Source organism: Mycetocola sp. JXN-3 (assembly GCF_014522285.1).
Lineage (GTDB): Bacteria > Actinomycetota > Actinomycetes > Actinomycetales > Microbacteriaceae > Mycetocola > Mycetocola saprophilus.
This window is the reverse complement of sequence record NZ_CP041635.1, coordinates 91,702-110,738: the sequence shown is the minus strand read 5'-3', so window position 1 is coordinate 110,738 and position 19,037 is coordinate 91,702. Positions and strand designations below refer to the sequence as shown.

The 19,037-nt window shown below is 66.2% G+C and carries 18 protein-coding genes; 6 read left to right on the top strand and 12 right to left on the bottom strand.

From position 1 onward, the window contains the following. Positions 1-57: 57 nt before the first annotated feature. The 3 genes from C7C57_RS00615 to C7C57_RS00605 form a co-directional block, all read right to left on the bottom strand. Complete coding sequence (locus C7C57_RS00615; protein ID WP_187977207.1) at positions 58-912, bottom strand: fumarylacetoacetate hydrolase family protein; 855 nt, start codon at positions 910-912, stop codon at positions 58-60. 149 nt (positions 913-1,061) lie between these two features. After that, a complete protein-coding gene (locus C7C57_RS00610; protein ID WP_187977206.1) occupies positions 1,062-1,370 on the bottom strand; it encodes a rhodanese-like domain-containing protein in 309 nt (102 codons plus the stop codon). A 112-nt stretch (positions 1,371-1,482) separates the two neighbouring features. Beyond that, positions 1,483-3,627: an ATP-dependent Clp protease ATP-binding subunit gene (locus C7C57_RS00605; RefSeq protein WP_187977205.1), complete on the bottom strand. Its 2,145-nt coding sequence runs from the start codon at positions 3,625-3,627 to the stop codon at positions 1,483-1,485. A 309-nt stretch (positions 3,628-3,936) separates the two neighbouring features. Between C7C57_RS00605 and C7C57_RS00600 the strand changes: the two genes are divergently transcribed. Further along, on the top strand, positions 3,937-5,277 hold the full coding sequence (locus C7C57_RS00600; protein WP_187977204.1) for a M23 family metallopeptidase: 1,341 nt from the start codon (positions 3,937-3,939) through the stop codon (positions 5,275-5,277). Positions 5,278-5,351: 74 nt separating this feature from the next. On the opposite strand, the gene C7C57_RS00595 is transcribed toward C7C57_RS00600, so the two are convergent. Further along, a complete protein-coding gene (locus tag C7C57_RS00595) occupies positions 5,352-6,305 on the bottom strand; it encodes an alpha/beta fold hydrolase (protein WP_187977203.1) in 954 nt (317 codons plus the stop codon). 171 nt (positions 6,306-6,476) lie between these two features. Here C7C57_RS00595 and C7C57_RS00590 point away from each other — a divergent pair, with 171 nt between their 5' ends. After that, on the top strand, positions 6,477-7,733 hold the full coding sequence (locus tag C7C57_RS00590; protein ID WP_187977202.1) for a histidine kinase: 1,257 nt from the start codon (positions 6,477-6,479) through the stop codon (positions 7,731-7,733). Continuing rightward, entirely contained in the window at positions 7,730-8,359 is a 630-nt protein-coding gene (locus C7C57_RS00585) for a DNA-binding response regulator (protein WP_030147726.1), read from the top strand. The genes C7C57_RS00590 and C7C57_RS00585 overlap by 4 nt, the downstream gene beginning before the upstream one ends. 65 nt (positions 8,360-8,424) lie before the next feature. Here C7C57_RS00585 and C7C57_RS00580 read toward each other — a convergent pair whose 3' ends face one another. The 5 genes from C7C57_RS00580 to dnaK form a co-directional block, all read right to left on the bottom strand. Beyond that, positions 8,425-9,585: a methyltransferase gene (locus tag C7C57_RS00580; RefSeq protein WP_187977201.1), complete on the bottom strand. Its 1,161-nt coding sequence runs from the start codon at positions 9,583-9,585 to the stop codon at positions 8,425-8,427. A 68-nt stretch (positions 9,586-9,653) separates the two neighbouring features. Then, complete coding sequence (locus C7C57_RS00575) at positions 9,654-10,157, bottom strand: heat shock protein transcriptional repressor HspR (protein WP_187977200.1); 504 nt, start codon at positions 10,155-10,157, stop codon at positions 9,654-9,656. 103 nt (positions 10,158-10,260) lie between these two features. Then, entirely contained in the window at positions 10,261-11,217 is a 957-nt protein-coding gene (locus C7C57_RS00570) for a DnaJ C-terminal domain-containing protein (protein WP_121687734.1), read from the bottom strand. Between the two features lie 5 nt (positions 11,218-11,222). Further along, on the bottom strand, positions 11,223-11,849 hold the full coding sequence (locus tag C7C57_RS00565; protein ID WP_187977199.1) for a nucleotide exchange factor GrpE: 627 nt from the start codon (positions 11,847-11,849) through the stop codon (positions 11,223-11,225). Between the two features lie 4 nt (positions 11,850-11,853). Next, positions 11,854-13,704 carry a molecular chaperone DnaK gene (gene dnaK, locus C7C57_RS00560; RefSeq protein ID WP_187977198.1) on the bottom strand — a complete coding sequence of 617 codons (1,851 nt, stop codon included), beginning with the start codon at positions 13,702-13,704 and terminating at the stop codon, positions 11,854-11,856. 245 nt (positions 13,705-13,949) lie between these two features. Here dnaK and C7C57_RS00555 point away from each other — a divergent pair, with 245 nt between their 5' ends. From C7C57_RS00555 to idi, 3 genes are all read left to right on the top strand, one after another. Beyond that, positions 13,950-14,495: a TM2 domain-containing protein gene (locus C7C57_RS00555; protein ID WP_187977197.1), complete on the top strand. Its 546-nt coding sequence runs from the start codon at positions 13,950-13,952 to the stop codon at positions 14,493-14,495. Positions 14,496-14,583: 88 nt separating this feature from the next. Next, complete coding sequence (locus tag C7C57_RS00550; RefSeq protein ID WP_187977196.1) at positions 14,584-15,894, top strand: MFS transporter; 1,311 nt, start codon at positions 14,584-14,586, stop codon at positions 15,892-15,894. A gap of 150 nt (positions 15,895-16,044) precedes the next feature. Further along, entirely contained in the window at positions 16,045-16,563 is a 519-nt protein-coding gene (gene idi, locus C7C57_RS00545; protein ID WP_187977195.1) for an isopentenyl-diphosphate Delta-isomerase, read from the top strand. 59 nt (positions 16,564-16,622) lie between these two features. On the opposite strand, the gene dcd is transcribed toward idi, so the two are convergent. The 3 genes from dcd to C7C57_RS15945 all read right to left on the bottom strand — a co-directional run bounded on the left by dcd (position 16,623) and on the right by C7C57_RS15945 (position 19,037). Beyond that, entirely contained in the window at positions 16,623-17,228 is a 606-nt protein-coding gene (dcd, locus tag C7C57_RS00540; protein WP_187977194.1) for a dCTP deaminase, read from the bottom strand. A 304-nt stretch (positions 17,229-17,532) separates the two neighbouring features. Continuing rightward, positions 17,533-18,678, bottom strand: a complete 1,146-nt coding sequence (gene xerC / locus C7C57_RS00535) for a tyrosine recombinase XerC (RefSeq protein ID WP_187977193.1) — start codon at positions 18,676-18,678, stop codon at positions 17,533-17,535. Next, positions 18,678-19,037 carry an ImmA/IrrE family metallo-endopeptidase gene (locus tag C7C57_RS15945; RefSeq protein ID WP_043321622.1) on the bottom strand — a complete coding sequence of 120 codons (360 nt, stop codon included), beginning with the start codon at positions 19,035-19,037 and terminating at the stop codon, positions 18,678-18,680. Before C7C57_RS15945 ends, xerC begins: the two co-directional genes overlap by 1 nt.

Genomic DNA, 19,037 nt, shown 5'->3' with positions numbered 1-19,037 from the left:
CGCGATCGTTGAATCACGGGGGCGTTTTTGCGCGCGTTTCACGGCAGATGAAGGCGCTTAGAGGGCAGGATCGGCGATAAAGCGCTGCCGGATGGTGCCGAGTCCCTCGATCGTGCTGACCAGTTCATCCCCCACGGTCAAATAGCGTTGGGGGCTGCGCCCCATCCCGACTCCGGCCGGGGTGCCGGTCAGGATCACGTCGCCGGGGTAGAGCGCAATAACGTCGGAAAGCCGCGCGATGGACTCGGCTACCGGCACGATCAGATCACGGGTGTTTCCGTCCTGAACCACCTCACCATTCACCGCCGACTGCAGCCGGAGAGCGTCCGGATGGGGGAGCTCGTCGGGGGTCACCAGGGTCGGACCCATCGGCAAAAACCCCGGATAGGACTTCCCCAGGCTGAACTGGGGTGACGGCCCGGACATCTGCAAGATCCGTTCGGACAGGTCCTGAGCGACGGTCAGCCCGGCCACGTGTGACCACGCCTCTTCCGCACCGATGTGGTGTGCCGCACGAGAGATGACCACCGCGAGTTCCACCTCCCAGTCGACATTCCCGACGGGCAACACCACCGTGCTCTCGGGCCCCGTTATGGCGCTGGCAAACTTAGTAAACACGGGCGGCAGACCCTCGGGAAGCCCGAAGCCGGTCTCCGCCGCGTGCTCGCGATAGTTCAGGCCCAGGGCGATGATCTGCCGTGGTGTAGACACCGGTGCCCCGAGGTCAGCGGGATCAAAGTGGACACCGGATGCGGACAGGTCACGGGTCGACGCCCAGGTGTGAAACTCACCCCAGCGCGGGTAGATCCTGTCGATACGGGCCGAGAAACGTCCGGCGCTTACGGTCTCGACATCGATGGCTCGGTTGTCCTGGACGATGACCAGTCGGCCATCAAGATTTCCGATTCGCATGGGCTGGGTCCTTTTCTGAGCGGGCGCGTGGGGTCGGGATGACCGCCAACTGACGCCTGCTTCAGGTCTACCTCGGCATATCCCGCCCAACAACGCCCTGTCAGACCGTGGCTGGAAACCCTGGCCGGACGCCCGCTTAGGCGTGCGCCCTAGGACCCCGGAGCCACGATCGGCAGCCCGGCCTGAGCCCAGGCGTTCATCCCACCCTCGACGTTGACCACGTTCAGCCCCTTCTGCTCGAGGTAGGCGCCGACGCGGGCGCTGCGCACACCACCGGCACAGATCAGATACAGGGTTTCGGCCTCGGGGAGTTCACCCTCGCGCTCCATGAAGGTGCTCATCGGCAGCAGGGTCGCCTCGGGGGCCACGCCACCGGCGTGCTCCTCGGGCTCGCGCACGTCGATCAGGGCGACTCCGGGGTTCAGCGCGGCCAGTTCGGTGACGGTAATTTCCTGCATGTCCTAATTTCCTTCCCGGGACCGAGCGGCCCACGGTTTCGAGCGTATACCTGCGCCCAAGCTAACGCGCGGTGGCCCCGGGTTATGCCCCGAGGCCACCGCGCGTTGTGGGCTACTCGCCGGTGCGAATGGCCAGACTCTCCCCGTCGGCGGCGAGGTCCACCACCACGGTGTCCCCGTCGCGCACGCCGCCCGCGAGCAGCGCGGTGGCCAGGCGATCATCGATCTGCTTCTGCATCAGGCGACGCAGCGGACGCGCACCGTACAGCGGGTCGTACCCGCGCTCGGCGAGCCAGGCCCGGGCATCCGGGGTGACCGCGAGCTCGAGTCGACGTGCGGCCAACCGGCGCTGCAGCCGGTCGATGTACAGCTCGACGATCTGGCCGAGGTCCTCCTCGCTCAGCGCCTGGAACACCACGATGTCATCAAGCCGGTTCACAAACTCCGGCTTGAATGCCTGCCGCACGGCCTGCTGCACCATGCTCTCCTTGGTGTCCGCAGAGAGGGTCGGATCGATCAGGACCTGGGATCCGAGGTTCGAGGTGAGGATCAGGATCGTGTTGCGGAAGTCCACGGTACGGCCCTGGCCATCGGTGAGACGCCCGTCATCCAGCACCTGCAGCAGGATGTCGAAGACCTCGGGGTGGGCCTTCTCGACCTCATCCAGCAGGACCACCGAATACGGACGACGACGCACGGCCTCGGTCAGCTGACCGCCCTGCTCATACCCGACGTATCCGGGCGGGGCGCCCACCAGGCGCGAGACGGCGAACTTCTCGCCGTACTCGCTCATGTCGATGCGAACCATCGCCTTCTCGTCGTCAAACAGGAACTCGGCCAGCGCCTTGGCCAGCTCGGTCTTTCCCACACCGGTCGGACCCAGGAAGAGGAACGATCCGGTGGGACGGTTGGGGTCGGAGACCCCGGCACGACTGCGCCGCACGGCATCGGCCACCGCGGCCACGGCCTTGCGCTGACCGATCAGGCGACGGCCCAGCTCCTGCTCAAGGTTGAGCAGCTTCTCGGTCTCGCCCTGCAGCAGCCGACCCACGGGGATCCCCGTCCAGGCGGCAATCACCGCGGCGATATCGTCGGCACCCACCTGGTCGTTGACCATCTTGTCCGCGGTGTTCTCCGAGGACTCGGCCTCGGCCAGCTCGCGCACGATCACCGGAATCTCGCCGTAGAGCAGCTTGGAGGCCTTCTCCAGCTTGCCCTCGCGCTGGGCGCGGTCGGCCTCGATCCGGGCGCGGTCAAGCTTTTCCTTGAGCTCACCCACGCGGTTCAGGCTTGAGCGTTCCAGCTCCCACCGGCTTTGCAGGTCGGTCAACTTCTCCTGGCGGGCGGCCAGGTCCGCGCGCAGCGCCGCCAGACGCTGCTTGCTCGCCTCGTCCTTCTCCCGCTTGAGCGCGAGCTCCTCGAGCTTGAGGCGATCCACGCTGCGGCGCAGCTCATCGATCTCGACCGGGGCCGAGTCGATCTCCATGCGCAGCCGGGACGCGGCCTCATCGATCAGGTCGATGGCCTTATCCGGCAGCTGTCGCGCGGGAATGTACCGGCTGGAGAGCGAGGCGGCCGCGACCAGCGCGCTGTCGGCGATGGTCACCTTGTGGTGCGCCTCATAGCGCTCCTTGAGCCCGCGCAGGATCGCGATGGTGTCCTCCACCGAGGGCTCCCCCACATACACCTGCTGGAAACGACGCTCCATGGCCGCATCGGCCTCGATGTACTGTCGGTACTCATCCAGCGTGGTGGCACCGATCAGGCGCAGTTCACCGCGGGCGAGCATGGGCTTGAGCATGTTCGCGGCGGCGACCGAGCCCTCGCCGGCCCCGGCACCCATCAGGGTGTGCAGCTCGTCGATGAAGGTGATGATCTCGCCGTCGGCATCGTTGATTTCCTGGAGCACTGCCTTCAGGCGCTCCTCAAACTCGCCGCGGTACTTGGCCCCGGCCACGAGGGCGGCCAGGTCGAGGGAGACGAGCTGCTTGCCCTTGAGGGAGTCCGCCACGTCCCCGGCGACGATGCGCTGGGCGAGCCCCTCCACCACGGCGGTTTTACCCACGCCGGGTTCCCCGATCAGGACCGGGTTGTTCTTGGTACGCCGAGTGAGCACCTGGCTGACGCGACGAACCTCGGCATCGCGACCGATGACCGGGTCGAGCTTGCCGGTCGCGGCAATCGCGGTGAGGTTCACGCCGTACTGCTCAAGGGCGCTCTTTGCTTGTTCCTGGGATGGCTGCTGGCCTGGTTGCACGGGTTCTCTCCTTCTCCTGGTGCTGGCGGGAATCGTCTCCCGCAAACTTGAGCCTTGTTGACTCAAGTTTACATCCTGCGGCGATGTGATACCAGTCGTCAGGGGTAAATAAAACTCAGAATTCCCTGATTGAACGCCGATTCGATGCCGAGTGTTTTCCGCTCATGGGTCCACACTAAATATCAAACACACCCGGAGGCCCTCCCCCAATTGGGGAAATCCGGGTTAGGTTGGAGGTACTCGACTGTCGGCGCGTCGCGCGCGCCAGCCCGCTTACCCGCGGGAAAACCGGCCGGAAGGATTAGATTCTTGAGAACTCGTAGCCGTGTAGGCACCGCCCTACTCGCCCTCGGGGTGCTCGTCTGCACCCTGGGGATCACCTCCCCGGCAAACGCCGCGGGGGCCGACTACCCCAGCTGGGATGACGTCCAGCGCGCCCGACAGAACGAACAGACGGCCGCCACCGAGGTCACCAAGGTGGAGGGCCTGATCAAGGACCTCAACACCAACGTGGCCAACACCCAGGCCGCCGCCAACATCGCCGCCGACCAGTACCAGGCGGCCGATGCCGTGGCCACCGAGGCCGAGATCAACTCCAACCGCCTCGCCGCCGAGGTCAAGGACGCCACCGCCGCCGCCGAGGAATCGGCCGGCCAGGTCGCCGTGTTGATGTCGAAAATGGGTCGCAGCACCGGCACCTCGGTGTCCCTGGAGCTGCTGGGCGATCCCAAGAACGCCGACGATGCCCTCTATAAGCTCGGCGCGATGACTAAGCTCACCGAGCGCTCCACCGAGACCCTGGATCGCGCCAAGCAGGCGGCCAACCTGGTCACCACGCTGAACGCCCAGGCCACCGTCGCCACCGATATCCTCACCCAGGCTCGCGCCGACGCCGAGGGGGCCCTGAACCGGGCCACCGCCGCCTCGGCCGCCGCCCAGAGCGCCGTCGCCGAGCAGGAGGCCAACCAGTCTCGCCTGATCGAGCAGCTGGCCGCCCTCAAGGGCACCCGCGTGGAGGAGGAACAGCAGTACGCCGTGGGTGTGGCCGTCCGAGCCGAGGAGGCCCGCAAGCGCGCCGAGGAGGAGGCCGCTCGCAAGCGCGCCGCCGAGGAGGAGGCGCGGCGACAGGCCGAGGCCAATAAGCCCAAGCCGGGCACCGGTGGAGGCGGTGGAGGCGTCGTCCTTCCGCCGACCCCGCCGCAGACCGGTAACGGAACCGGCACCTACTTCGCCCCGTCCAGCTCGGGCTGGTGGCGTCCGGCACCGGGTGGCATCACCTCGCCCTACGGTCCGCGTCCGGTCATGTGCCCCCAGGGCTGCTCGGCACCGTTCCACGCCGGGCTCGACTTCGGTGGTGCCAGCGGCACCCCGATCAAGGCCGTTCAGTCCGGAACCGTGGTCTTCGCCGGCAACGCCAATGCCTTTGGTAACCGCGTGATCGTCGACCACGGCGGCGGAATCCAGTCCTACTACGGCCACCTCAGCGGCTTCAACGTCCGCGTGGGCGCACAGGTCAGCGGCGGCGACGTCATCGGTTTCATGGGCCAGACCGGCGTGGCCACCGGCCCGCACCTGGACCTGAAGATCTACGTCGGTGCCAACCACACCGACCCCGCCGCGTTCCTGCGGGCACGCGGCGTGCGCATCTAGTTTCGGCGCGGCTCGACAGCACGCACAACGGCCCCCGCTTCGGCGGGGGCCGTTGTTCTTGAGGGGGGAGGGCGTTACTGTGCGGCGGTGTGGGCCGAGAGGTAGGCGATCGTCTCGGCGGCGATGGCCTCGCTCTGGGTGTGGTGCAGGTAGTGCTCGCCCTTCAGCGAGATGACCTGACCCAGGCTGGTTGTCGCTGCCTGCTCCTGGTGCAGCTCAAGCCAACCGGGCACCTCCTCGTTGTCGCTGTTGGCGACAAACAGCAGCACCGGGAGATCCGCGGGGAAGGACTGCTTCTTGGCCGCGTCGAAGTTCTCGGCGGTGAGCCCGGTCTCGCTGACGGCCACGTCGTTGAGCGCATTGTGGCGTGCCAGGATCTCCATCTGCTCCTTCTGGGCGGCGGAGTAGGCGTCGATTCCCTCGTACATGCTCGGGACCAGGCTGTCCAGCACCCGCATCAGTCCCAGCGACTTCAGACCACGCACGTCTTCGAGACCCTGAACGCTCTCGGATCCGGGCTGGTTCGGCACGCTCGAATCGATGCCCACAAACGCGGTCACCTCACTCGGGTAGGTGTTCACGTAGTCCAGCGCGTAGATGCCGGCGATCGAGTGACCCATCAGCGCGTACTTTGTGACACCCAGCTCGGCGAGGGCCGTGTGGACCTCCTTCACGATGTTGTCGCTGGTGCGCGGCACATCGGTGTCATCGCTCAGCCCGTATCCCAGCGGCTCGACCGCGACGACCCGGTAGGTGGGTGAGAGCTTGTCGATGACCGGGGCGAAGTCCACGGCCGGTGCCCCGGTGCCGAGGCCCGGCAGCATAACGATGGTTTCGGGACCATCGCCCTGCACGAGTACGTTCATCTTCTTCCCGTCCACCTCGACCAGCTGGCCGTAGTGCTCCAGGCTGCCCATTTCACGCTGGCTGGCCACCGCGTTGACCACGGTGGTGGTGCCGAGGCCCGCGGCGATCAGGGCCGCGATCGACCCGATGACGATGAATGGAACCTTGATGATCTTCTTCATGATGTACCCGTGCTTCCTGCGGGTCCCGGTGTGGGTTTTCCGCTGATGTCTTCAGTCTGTCGGCCCCGGCCCGCGGGCGGCAGTTGCACGGTGTCACCCCTATCCGTGACACATGTCACGGTTCTTCGTGCCCCCCTGCCCCCGGCACGCGACGCTCGCTAGGCTGGGGTCATGTCAGCCGTGTCCGCTCCGCGCCCGGGATCCCTCGATCCGGCCGAGACCGCCGCGCCCCGCGGGGTGACCGACCTGGTCCGCGGACGCCGCTACACGGCCTGGAGCCTCTGGTTTGTGAACCTCAGCTTTGGCCTCATGCAGCTGGTGCTCGCCGATCCACACACCGAACCGCAGCGGATGCTGGTCCTCTCCGCTCTCACCATCATCACCACGGCGCTCGCCTGCGCGCTGGTTTCCCGGGTGATCCGCGAAATGGCGCAGGTCACCGCCCCGGGCGGGGTTCTGCGTCCGCTGCCGATCGCGCTCATGGTCTCGGCCATCGCCACCTGGGTGATCGGAGCATCCTCCTCGGTGGTCGCCTGGAACTGGGCACTCACCCTGACCGTGGCCACCGGAATGGTGCTGTGTCTGGTGCCGGTGGCGGCCCGGTTCTGGGTCTTCCTGGGCAGCGTGGTCCTGCTGGTGGGCATCTTTGCGCTCGGTGCCGTGATCGCCGGTCGCCCGGTGGATGTTCGCGCCACACTCTCGGATATCACCCTGCTCATCCTGCTCAGCATGGGTCTCGTGCTGCTCCCCCTCACCTACGCCTCGCTGATCTGGAGCCTGCGCGTGCTGGAGCGGATGGATCGGGCCCGCCGCATGGCATCGGACCTGGCCATCGCCCGCGAACGCCTGCGCTTCGCCACCGACCTGCACGATATTCAGGGACACAACCTGCAGGTGATCGCGCTCAAGAGCGAGCTCGCCGAACGCCTCCTGGAGCGAGATCCCGCCGCCGCCGCGGCCGAGCTGTCGGCGATTCGTACCATCAGCCGCGCCGCGCTGGAGGACACCCGGGCGGTCGTGAATAACTACCGCACGGTCACCGTGGCCGTCGAGGCACGCGGCGCCGCCTCGGTGCTGGCCTCGGCGGGGATCGACTGCACGGTCTCCATTACCGAGGCGACGATCCCGGCGGATATCGGCACGGTCCTGGCCCTGGCAATCCGCGAGGCCACCACCAACCTGCTGCGTCACGCCCACCCCACCCGCGCCGCGATCACCCTCGCCGAGGCGGGAGGTGGCTTCCTGCTCACCGTGGAAAACGACGGGGCCACCGGACGCCGGCAGGAGAATGCGGGCACCGGGTTGGCGGGGCTTGGGGAACGCGCCGCCGCAATCGGCGGAACCGTGACCGGCGAGCGGCAGAATGGAACCTTCACCCTGACCGTGCGTGTGCCCGGCAGCATCTCATCCGCGAGGGAGCAGTCATGAGCACGGCACCATCGACGCCCGAGCCGCTGCGACTGCTGATCGCCGACGATGAGGAACTCATTCGCGGGGCGCTGGTTGCGCTGCTCAGCCTGGAACCCGATCTCGAAGTGATCGCCGATGTTTCCGACGGCGGCGCGGCGGTCACCGCGGCCGCCGAGCACCGCCCCGACGTGGTCCTCCTGGACCTGGAGATGCCCGTGCTGGATGGCGTGGATGCGGCCACTCAGATTCGGCGCACCCTCGACACCCGGATCGTGCTGGTCACCCGGCACGCGCGTCCGGGAACACTCAAACGGGCCCTGTCGGCGGGGATCGCCGGGTTCGTGCCCAAATCCACGCCGGCGTCCGAGCTCGCGCAGATCATCCGTGCGGTCGCCCGCGGGGAACGCTATATCGACCGAGACCTGGCCGCCGCGGCCCTCACCGAGGACGAAAACCCGCTCACCGCCCGCGAGCGCGACGTGCTGCGGCTGACCCGTGAGGGCCTACCCACCAAGCTCGTGGCCAAGCAGCTGCATCTGGCCCACGGAACCGTGCGCAACCACACCTCGGCGGCGATGCTCAAGCTCAACGCCGAATCCCGCGTCCAGGCGGCGGCGATCGCCTGGGACAACGGCTGGATCTAACCTGTCCAAAGGCACGCGGGTCGAGCACGGGGGAGCGAGCCCGGGCCGGCGCTAACCCGCCACCGCTAGCTTGCCGGAGCCTCCGCCTTGACGGACAGGGTCACCGTGAACTTGGTGGTGCGCAGACGCTGGTTGGTGGGGCCGACGATCCGGCCCAGCGCGCCCCGGTAACCCAGGTGCGTGTTGTAAACGGTCCACAGCTCGCCACCGGGACGCAGCACCCGCGCAGCCTCGCGGAACAGGGCCTCGGCCAGCCCCGCGTGCACGGTCGCACCGGTGTGGAAGGGCGGGTTGAGCAGCACCAGGTCGACGCTCGCGTCGGGCTGCTGGGACAGGCCGATATCGCGACGAGCCTCGACCCGGTCGGCCACCCCGTTGGCCTCGGCGGTTGCCCGCGTCGCGGCCACCGCATCGGCTGAAATATCCGTCGCAATGACCTGAATGTCCGGGCGCGCCTTAGCCACCGCGGAGGCCACGATGCCGGTTCCGCTGCCCAGATCCACCGCCACCTTCGCCCAGCGGGCGTACTTGGGCAGGAACTTCAGCAGCTCACGGGTACCGATATCCAGGCTCGCGCCGGCGAAGGTTTGTGATCCCGAGCACACGGTCAGCTCCAGCTCGGGGATCTCGGCGCGGGCGGGCACTCGAGCCTCGACGGCGCGCGGTCCGGAGGCGATCAGCAGCCGCGACTTCTGCCGCGCCAGCGAGGCCCGCACCTCGGTGAAGGACTCGCCCAGAACCGTGTTCATCGACGGGCTCAGGTGCTTGATCCGGCCGCCGGAAACCACGAGCACCTCGGGGTCGGCGTGGATCGCGATCAGGCGCGAAATCTCGTCCAGAGCCGCGATCTGACGCGGAAGCTGCACCAGAACAAGCTTGGCTCCGGTCAGCAGTTCGGCCCCCAGCGGCAGCGAGGTAAAGGCATCCGTGTGGCCGCTGCGCCCGGCATTTTCGGCCAGCGCGCGCTCGGAGATCAGCGAGTCCTGGAAGACCCGCACGCCGGTCAGATTGTGGGTGGCGATCGCGCCCAGGGTGAGGGCACCATAGTGGTCGCCGATGACCACCACGTGTTCGCCCGAGAGCGCGTCGAGAGTCGAGGCGGCCTCGTCCAGGATCAGCCGGTCCGTCGCATCGACCGCATGCAGGTTGTCACCCTCCACGTCGGGGTGACGGCGCAGGGCGGAAAAATCGAAGGGGCTGGACGCGGGGGCAGGGGATTCACTCACCCCACAACACTACTCGCGCGGGGCCTGACCACCGACCCGTTTGGGGGTGGGCGGTCCGCGGGAGAGCCCTAGCTACGTGCGGGACCGGCGGGAAACTCACCCTCGAAGTCCTCGTCGAGATCGCCCTCGGAGTCCTCGATGTCCTCATCCTCGGCGAAGAAGGCCGCATCCGGACGCCACACCACGAGCTCGGTGCGACGCTGGGTGCGCACGCCGTTACGCAGGCTGATCACGTCCCCCGCCTGCCCGGCCGCAAACACGCGGCGACCCGGGCTCTTCAGCATCTCGTTGGCCAGCGCGCTCTCCAGCTCACGCACCCGACGGGTCAGCGCATCCACCTGATTTTCCAGGCTCAGCAGCCGGGCGATGCCCTCGAGACTCACACCCTCATTGCTCAGCCGGGAGACGGTCTTGAGCTGCGCAATATCGCGCATCGAATAGCGACGAGACTTCCCCGCCGTGCGTCTCGGACTCACCAGCCCGATGCGGTCGTACTGACGCAGGGTCTGCGGGTGCATGCCCGCAAGCTCGGCGGCCATCGCGATGGCAAACACCGGGGAGTGCTCATCCATGTCGATTCCTTCCGTGCGGTTGCCCCACAGGATACCCGTGTGGGGTGAGAAAACGTGAGGCCGATGCCGGAACGGGCACCGGCCTCACGTTCGGGGGTGGGTGTTAGCCACGAGCCCGAGCGATCAGGTCCGCGCGCGGGTTTTCGTTGGGCTCCACGGCGTGGAACGCCTTGAGCGCCTCGGTCGCCTCGGCGCTCAGGTGAGCCGGAACGGCCACCTGAACGATCGCGAGCAGGTCGCCCGTGCCCGATCCGGTGGCAACCCCGCGGCCCTTGACCCGTAGGATCCGACCCGAGGGGGTACCCGGCGCAACCCGGAGCTTCACCGGATCCCCACCCAGGGTGGGAACCTCGATGGTGGCACCGAGCGTGGCCTCGACGAAGGTCACCGGGACGGTCACGCGCAGGTTGTTGCCGTCGCGCTCAAACACCGGGTGCTTGCGCACGTGCACGGTCAGCACCAGGTCGCCGGGGGCACCGCCGTCCTGAGAGGGACGACCCTTACCCCGCACCCGGATCTTCTTCCCATCGGACACACCCGCGGGGATCTTCACCTTGATGGTGCGACCCTCGCCGGTCTGCAGGGTGATGGTCTCACCCTGCACCGCGGTAATGAAGTCGATCGTGGTGGATGCGGTCACATCCTGACCCGGGGTCGGCCCGCCAAACCCGCGGAATCCCCCGCTGGTCTGGCCGAAACCGCCTCCGCCGAACATGCCACTGAACAGGTCCTCGAACCCGCCCTGCTGGCCGCCACGACCGCCGAAGACATCCTCGAACCCGCCGCCGGCGCGGCCACCGCCGGGAGCGGTGAACCGCGCCCCGGCACCCATGGCGCGCATCTGGTCATACTCGGCCCGCTGCTCGGAGTCGTTGAGGACCGAGTAGGCCTCGCTGATCTCCTTGAACTTGGCCTCGCTGGCGGCATCGCCCGGGTTGGAATCCGGGTGATACTTGCGCGCGAGCTTGCGGTAAACCTTCTTCAGCTCGGCGTCGGAGACGTCCTTGGACACCCCGAGTACCTTGTAGAAGTCCTTGTCAAACCAGTCCTGGCTAGCCATAGCGGTTACTCCGCAGGAACCTGGACGACCACCTTGGCGGGGCGCAACAGGGTTTCACCAATGAGGTAGCCGGTCTCGACCACGTCGGCCACGGTGTCCACCGTGACATCGGCGCTGGGCTGCTGGAAGATCGCGTCATGACGGTTCGGGTCAAAGACCTCACCGGCGGCCGCGAAGGAGGTCAGACCCATCTTCTCGACGGTGCCGCGCAGCTTCTCGGCGAGCAGCGCAAACGCGGATCCCTCGGTGAGGTCACCGTGCTTGGCGGCGCGATCCAGGTCGTCCAGGACCGGCAGCAGCGAGGTCAGAACGGCACCCACGGTGCGCTCCTTCTCGATGCCGCGGTTCGCCTCGGTGCGCTTGCGGTAGTTCGCGTATTCGGCGTTCACCCGCTGCAGGTCGGCAAGAATCTCGTCGGCGGAAACCTGACCCGACAGCACGGCCAGTTCCTCATCGGAGATCTCGTCGGACCCGGCCTCGGCCTGGGCATCGGACTCGACCTCGGGAGCATCCTCGGATGCCCCGAAACCGGGGACCTCAGCGGCCCCCGGTTCCTGGGTCGAACCGTGCTCGCCGGACTCGGTGCCCGTGGTGGGCTCTTCGTTTTCGGGAGTGGGGTTCTGTTCGGTCATGTTGTTACTTCTTCTCCGACTCGTCGTCCTCGATAACCTCGGCGTCAACCACGTCCTCGTCGGACTCGGCTGCTGCCGGGGCACCCTCGGCCGCCGCGGCCTCGGCCTGGCTCTGGGCGTAGATGGCCTCGCCCAGCTTGGCCTGCGACTCGTTCAGCTTGTCGAAGGCGGTCTTGACCGCGTCCTCGTCCTCGCCCGCCAGAGCGGACTTCAGCGCGTCAACGTCGCCCTGAACCTCGTTCTTGACGTCCTCGGGCAGCTTGTCCTCGTTGTCCTTGATCAGCTTGTCGATCGAGTAGGCCAGCTGCTCGGCGGAGTTGCGGGTCTCGGCCTGCTCGCGACGCTTGGCGTCCTCGGCGGCGTGCTCCTCGCCCTCACGAACCATGCGCTCGATGTCTTCCTTGGACAGCGACGATCCACCCGAGATGGTGATCTTCTGCTCGGTGCCGGTGCCCTTGTCCTTGGCGGACACCTGGACGATACCGTTGGCGTCGATGTCGAAGGTGACCTCGATCTGCGGCATGCCGCGCGGTGCCGGTGCGATACCGGTCAGCTCGAAGGTACCCAGGTTCTTGTTGTCCCGAGTGAACTCGCGCTCACCCTGGAAGATCTGGATGGCCACCGAGGGCTGGTTGTCATCGGCGGTGGTGAAGGTCTCGCTGCGCTTGGTCGGGATCGCGGTATTGCGCTCGATCAGCTTGGTCATCATGCCACCCTTGGTCTCGATACCGAGGCTCAGGGGGGTCACGTCGATCAGCAGAACGTCCTTGCGCTCACCCTTCAGCACACCTGCCTGCAGGGCGGCACCGACGGCCACAACCTCATCCGGGTTAACACCCTTGTTGGCGTCGCGACCGATCTCGGCCTTGACCAGCTCGGCCACGGCCGGCATACGGGTCGATCCACCAACGAGCACCACGTGAGCGATGTCGGAAACCTTGACGCCGGCCTCGCGGATGACGTCCTGGAACGGCTTCTTGGTGCGGTCCAGCAGGTCCTTGGTCATGTTCTCGAACTGCGCGCGGGTCAGGGTCTCGTCCAGGTTGGCGGGGCCCGACTCGGTCAGCGAGAGGTAGGGGAGCTGGATCGAGGTGGACATCGAGGAGCTGAGCTCCTTCTTTGCCTGCTCGGCCGCTTCCTTCAGACGCTGCAGCGCGATCTTGTCGCCCGAGACGTCGACGCCGGTGGTCTCCTTGAACTTCTTCACCAGGTGGTCAACCACGCGCTGGTCCCAGTCGTCTCCACCGAGGCGGTTGTCACCGGAGGTCGCGCGGACCTGAATGGTCGAGAAGTCGTCGTCCTTACCCACCTCAAGGAGGGAAACGTCGAAGGTTCCACCACCGAGGTCGAAGACCAGGATGAGCTCGTCTTCCTTACCCTTGTCCAGGCCGTAGGCCAGGGCGGCAGCGGTGGGCTCGTTGATAATGCGAAGCACGTTGAGGCCCGCGATCTCACCGGCCTCCTTGGTGGCCTGACGCTCGGCGTCGTTGAAGTAGGCGGGAACGGTGATGACGGCGTCGGTGACGGTGTCGCCCAGGTACTGCTCGGCGTCGCGCTTCAGCTTCGCGAGGATACGAGCGGACACCTCCTGCGGGGTGTACTTCTTGCCATCAACGTCGAAGGTCCAGTTGGTACCCATGTGACGCTTGACCGACGCGAGGGTGCGGTCAACGTTGGTGACGGCCTGGCGCTTGGCGGTGTCACCGACGAGCACCTCGCCATCCTTGGTGAATGCAACAACGGACGGGGTGGTGCGAGCACCCTCGGCGTTGGCGATAACGGTGGGCTCGCCACCTTCGAGGACCGAGACCACCGAGTTGGTGGTACCGAGGTCAATGCCTACTGCACGTGCCATGTGTTTTCTCCTTCGTTCTCGCCCGGAAGGGCGAATACCGTGAACTGGTCCCGGGTCCGGGTAACCGAACCCGAAGTCGGCGGCAATCCCATAGTTGAGTTGCCTAGGCTCAAGTTTACCGAACGCAATACCGGTGTCAAGCCACTCTCAGGAAATGTTGAGCCTTCACGACTCAACTTTGGGTTTCGGCGGCAAAATCCCCGTCGCTACGTCAAAAATGACGGACCCTCGCGTACCCTGGAGTCATGAGTACGACCGATCCCACGGGCGCGGATCACACCGCCCAGCCCCAGGATGCCGCACCCGAGACCTCGGCGGCGGCGTCAGAAATCCCCGCCGACACCGACCCGTCGCGCGCGCTGCCACACTTTCCGGCGCCGCTGACCGGTCAGGTCCCCACGAACCCGGCCCCCGCCGCCGGCTACCCGGCAGCCCCGGGCACCCCCGGCTACGGCCAGCAGGGCACCGCGGGTGCCTACCCGCAGCAGGGTGCACCCGGCGCACCGTCCGGCTATCCCCAGCAGGGCGCCCCCGGCTACCCGGCCGGCTACGCCCCCTACGACCCGGCCGCCAAGAGCCGCCTCACCGCGGGACTGCTCGGCATCTTCCTCGGCTCGATCGGCGTGCACCGCTTCTACCTGGGGTACATCGGCATCGGTCTGTTGCAGATCGCCGCCACCATCGTGACCTTCGGCGGTGCCGCGCTCTGGGGCCTGATCGAGGGCATCATGATCCTCGCCCGCGCCCGCGCGTTTAATAATGATGCCGAGGGACGTCCGCTGCGCGATTAGCGCCTCGGAGGGGCACCGCACCCGCCGTCACCCCATCGGTTTACATATTGGTTGCCATTGATTCGCTTCGGGGCAGTACCCTGGGGCCATGACCTCTGCCCTGCGCACCCCCTCCCCCGAACCGCGGCTGCTCTCCAAGCCGGTCTTAGCGTGGGGAATGTGGGACTGGGGCTCGGCCGCCTTCAACGCAGTGGTGACCACCTTCGTCTTCACCACCTACCTCACCCGGACCCCCGCGTTCGGCGGCGAGGCCCACGTTTCGGCCCAGCTGTCCTGGTGGATCTCGGGGGCCGGCGTGATCATCGCGCTCCTGGCACCGGTCACCGGTCAGCGTGCCGACCGCAGCGGTCGCCGCAAGTTCTGGCTCGGCGTGAACACCTACCTGGTGGTCGCCGCAACCGCGGCCCTGGCCTTCGTCGCCCCGGAACCCGACCTGCTGTGGCTCGGGCTGTTCCTACTGGCCGCCGGAAACATCTTCTTCGAGTTCGCCTCGGTGAACTACAACGCGATGCTCGGCCAGATCTCCACCCCGGCCACGATCGGCAAGATCTCCGGCTTCGGCTGGGGCCTGGGATATATCGCCGGCATCGTACTGCTGGTCATCCTCTATGTGAGCCTGATCGGACCCGATGTGGGGATCTTCGGCATCACCTCGGAGAACGGCTGGGACGTCCGCGTCTCGATGCTGATCGCCGCCGCCTGGCTCGGCCTCTCGGCCATCCCGGTGCTCCGGGTCATCCCCGAGGCTCCGGGCACCGCGGCCCCGGGTGCCAAGATCGGCATCCTCGGCTCCTATAAGAAGCTCGGCCGGGACCTGGTGGGTCTCTGGCGTGATGATCGGACCACCGCGCGCTTCCTCATCGCCAGCGCCATCTTCCGCGACGGCCTCGCCGGCGTCTTCACCTTCGCCGGGGTCCTGGCCGTGGGAACCTTCGGATTCAGCGGGGGCGACGTGATCCTGTTCGGGATCGCCGCCAACGTGGTGGCCGGCGTGGTCACGATCGCCTCGGGCCGCCTGGATGATCGTTTCGGTCCGCGCACGGTCATCATGGCCGCGCTGATCGGGCTGGTGACCTTCGGCGTGGTGGTGTTTGTGCTCCACGACGGCGGCCACACGGTCTTCTGGGTCTTCGGCCTGGGCCTGGCCGCGTTTGTGGGACCGGCTCAGTCGGCCTCGCGGTCCTTCCTGGCACGCATCATCCCGCCGGGTAAGGAGGGCGAGCTGTTTGGGCTCTACGCCACCACCGGCCGCGCGGTTTCCTTCATCGCCCCGGCCGCCTTCGGGATCGCGGTCACGCTGGGCGGCGCGCAGTACTTCGGCATCCTGGGCTTGATCCTGGTGATCGCCCTGGGCCTCGCGCTGATGATTCCGGTGCGCCTGCCGCAGTCGGTCCGCTAACCCGCGCGCTTCGTTCCCGCCGCCGCGTACAGGGCGCACTGGTCGTTGCGGTACTGCCTCGGCTGCGACGTCGGTAGGGCAGGGGCTAGTCGCTTACATAGCGAGCGTGCTGCATTCGCGCGGCGGGCCGCGACCAGCGAGAATAGGGATATGTCAAACCGCGAGTACGTGCAGCTGCTGTCCGAGGACGGCGAACCGATCGGCATCGCCGATAAGGCCGAGGTGCACGATCACAACACCCGGCTGCACCTCGCGTTTTCCTGCCACATCACCGATGAGCAGGGCCGAATTCTGCTGACCCGGCGTGCGCTGAGCAAGGTCGCCTGGCCCGGGGTCTGGACCAACGCGTTCTGCGGACATCCGGCCCCCGGGGAGTCCTTCGAGTCGGCGATTTCGCGCCGCGCGGCCGATGAGCTGGGCACCACGGTCACCGGCATCACCCCGCTGCTGCCCGACTTCCGCTACCGCGCGGTGGATGCCAGCGGCATCGTCGAGTACGAGATCTGCCCGGTCTTTTCGGCCACGCTCTCCTCGGCCCTGATCCCCAACCCCGACGAGGTGGCCGAGTACCGCTGGGTTGAGCCCGCGGATCTCGCCCAGCTGGCCAAAATCGCCCCCTGGTCGATCAGCCCGTGGCTGGTTGAGCAGCTCGAACAGCTCGACGCCTAACCACAAAAACGGCAATCGCCCCACCGAATGGTGGGGCGATTACTGTGAGGCCGGAACGACTAGGCGCCGAACGCGCCCTGGCTGGTCTCGGAAATGTCCGTGCGCTTGAAGTTCTGGAACGAGCGCGAGGCGGTCGGCCCACGCTGACCCTGGTAGTGCGAACCGGCGGTCGCCGAACCGTAGGGGTTCTCGGTTTCCGAGGTCAGCTGGAAGAAGCACAGCTGGCCGATCTTCATGCCGGGCCACAGGCGGATCGGGAGGTTGGCGACGTTGGCCAGCTCCAGGGTCACGTGGCCGGTGAAACCGGGGTCGATGAAGCCCGCGGTGGAGTGGGTCAGCAGACCCAACCGACCCAGCGAGGACTTCCCCTCGAGGCGCGCGGCAATGTCGTTGGGCAGGGTGACCCGCTCATAGGTGGCCCCGAGCACAAACTCACCCGGGTGCAGGATGAAGGGCTCGTTGGGGTCGGTCTCGACCATCCGGGTCAGCTCCGACTGCTCCTCGGAGGGATCGATGTAGGAGTACTTGTGGTTGTCGAACAGCCGGAAGAAGCGGTCGAGGCGCACATCCACGCTCGAGGGCTGAACCAGCTCGGGCGCAAACGGCTCGAGGCCAATGCGGTTGGCGTTGATCTGGGCTTTGATATCACGGTCGGAGAGCAGCACGTGGCCCATCCTACAGCGGATTCCCGCGGAACCCGCCGCACTCGGTACGCCCGTTCCCGCCGCGCCGCCTTGCGCGGCGTGGGTTGTCTAGTAGAGTGGGGAAATCGACGCTCCGGCGGCGATACGCGAATGTAGTTCAATGGTAGAACTCCAGCTACTAATATGCGCGTTCTGGCCTGTTCTCTACAGGTCTTTTTTTGTGCCTTGATCGGGGCTCAAGCCTACGCGGGAACCGATTCGAGCTCCGTCGAGTTCTATGAACTTCTGGGGGTTTTTGGATAGTAAACGGCGGCCTATTGAACCGCTAAACATTGAACTGCTCCAGCACGCTTGAGACGTCCGGAGCGTCAGTGACGGGGACTGCATAATGGCGTTCGGTGGTGTCCAGGTGAGAGTGCCCAAGCTGATGTTGTGCAGCCTGGATACCTACGCTGTCGCGCAATGCGGTCGCGACTGTGGCCCGGAACTCCTTGGGTAGGCGACCTTCAAATCGCGTGCCGAGCAACGCAGCATGCCATTGCGTGCGAAAGTTGTCAGGTATCCGGGGAGTTCCCGTGCTTGAAGGGAAAACTAGCGCCCCGTACGAATCGATGCGTCGACGCAGCAGCATCTCGCTGGCGAAGCGAGGCAGAGTCACCCTCAGCTTCTTGTTCGCCTTGGTATGGGGCTGGATAACCCATTTCCCGCGTCGATCTTTTGCCATGGTCTGATCGATGACCGCTCTCGTTGACGAACCTTCGAATTCGATTCGAGTCCAGTCAATTGCAAAAATCTCGCCGGGGCGACCCCCAGTAGCCAGAAACATGTCGACTGGATCTGCGAGGTCCGTAGTGCGTATGCGACCTGCCTTGTCTTTCCCCCGATCCCATTCGCGCAAGTGAGTGCGCAGCCATGCGACGTCTTCGAGAGTGAACGCAGTAATCTCGCGCCGGGGCGACACGATCGGTGCGGCTGCTGCAACGGGGTTGAAGTCGATGGCGTCAAGTCGCGCTGCCATCTTGAACATGGCAGTTAGCAGAACCTTGGCGATCTCGGCGGACGAGTAGCCAGCCGACCGGGTGAGCGATTTTAGGTGGCGATCCACGCGCGCCGGTGTGACTTCTGACAAGCGGAGGTCGCCGAGGGGGATGACTACATGCGTGGCCAGAACCTGCTCGTAGCGGCGGAGGGTTCCCGGTGCATGAAGTTGCTCGGTGTACTCTGACCACCACATCTTTGATAGCGCCGATACACGAGAGGTGCGGCTCAGTTCGGTTCCGGTTGGTGTGAGGCGGTCACGGAATGCTTCTTTGAGGGAGTTGACGGCCCGCGCCTTTGTGGAGCCGCTGCGTGTGACCCGGCGGGATTTGCCGTCCATGTCCCGGATTCGAGCGTCAGCCACCCAGTGGCCGTCGACCTGCTTGGTAGTGATGTTGCCATAGGTCCCCAGGGCGAGTGTTGGCCTGGCCATTATCTACTCCTTATGTAAGCCCTAACAATGTTCTCAGTGACGCCTAGCTCAATCGCTAATTCTGGGAGCTCTTGAGTCCATTTGACGAGCTCGTCAAAGTCGCTAGCGAGAACCAGGCGGGATGCTGCACGCGAGTCTGCCAACAGCTCGGCCTTCCGACTACTTGCTGTGTGTCCGTACTCTACATGCGCGATTTCATGCGCAAGGACGGACCGCTCGTGACGTGCTGTCATGCCGGGGCGCAAGAAAATTGCGCCGTAGCGGGGTATCCAGCGCCCCGTGTCTTTACCGATGCCGCGATGCACTACTTGGACCCCGAGCTTACGCGCGTGCTGGTAGGGGTCGTAGGCAGGGATCAC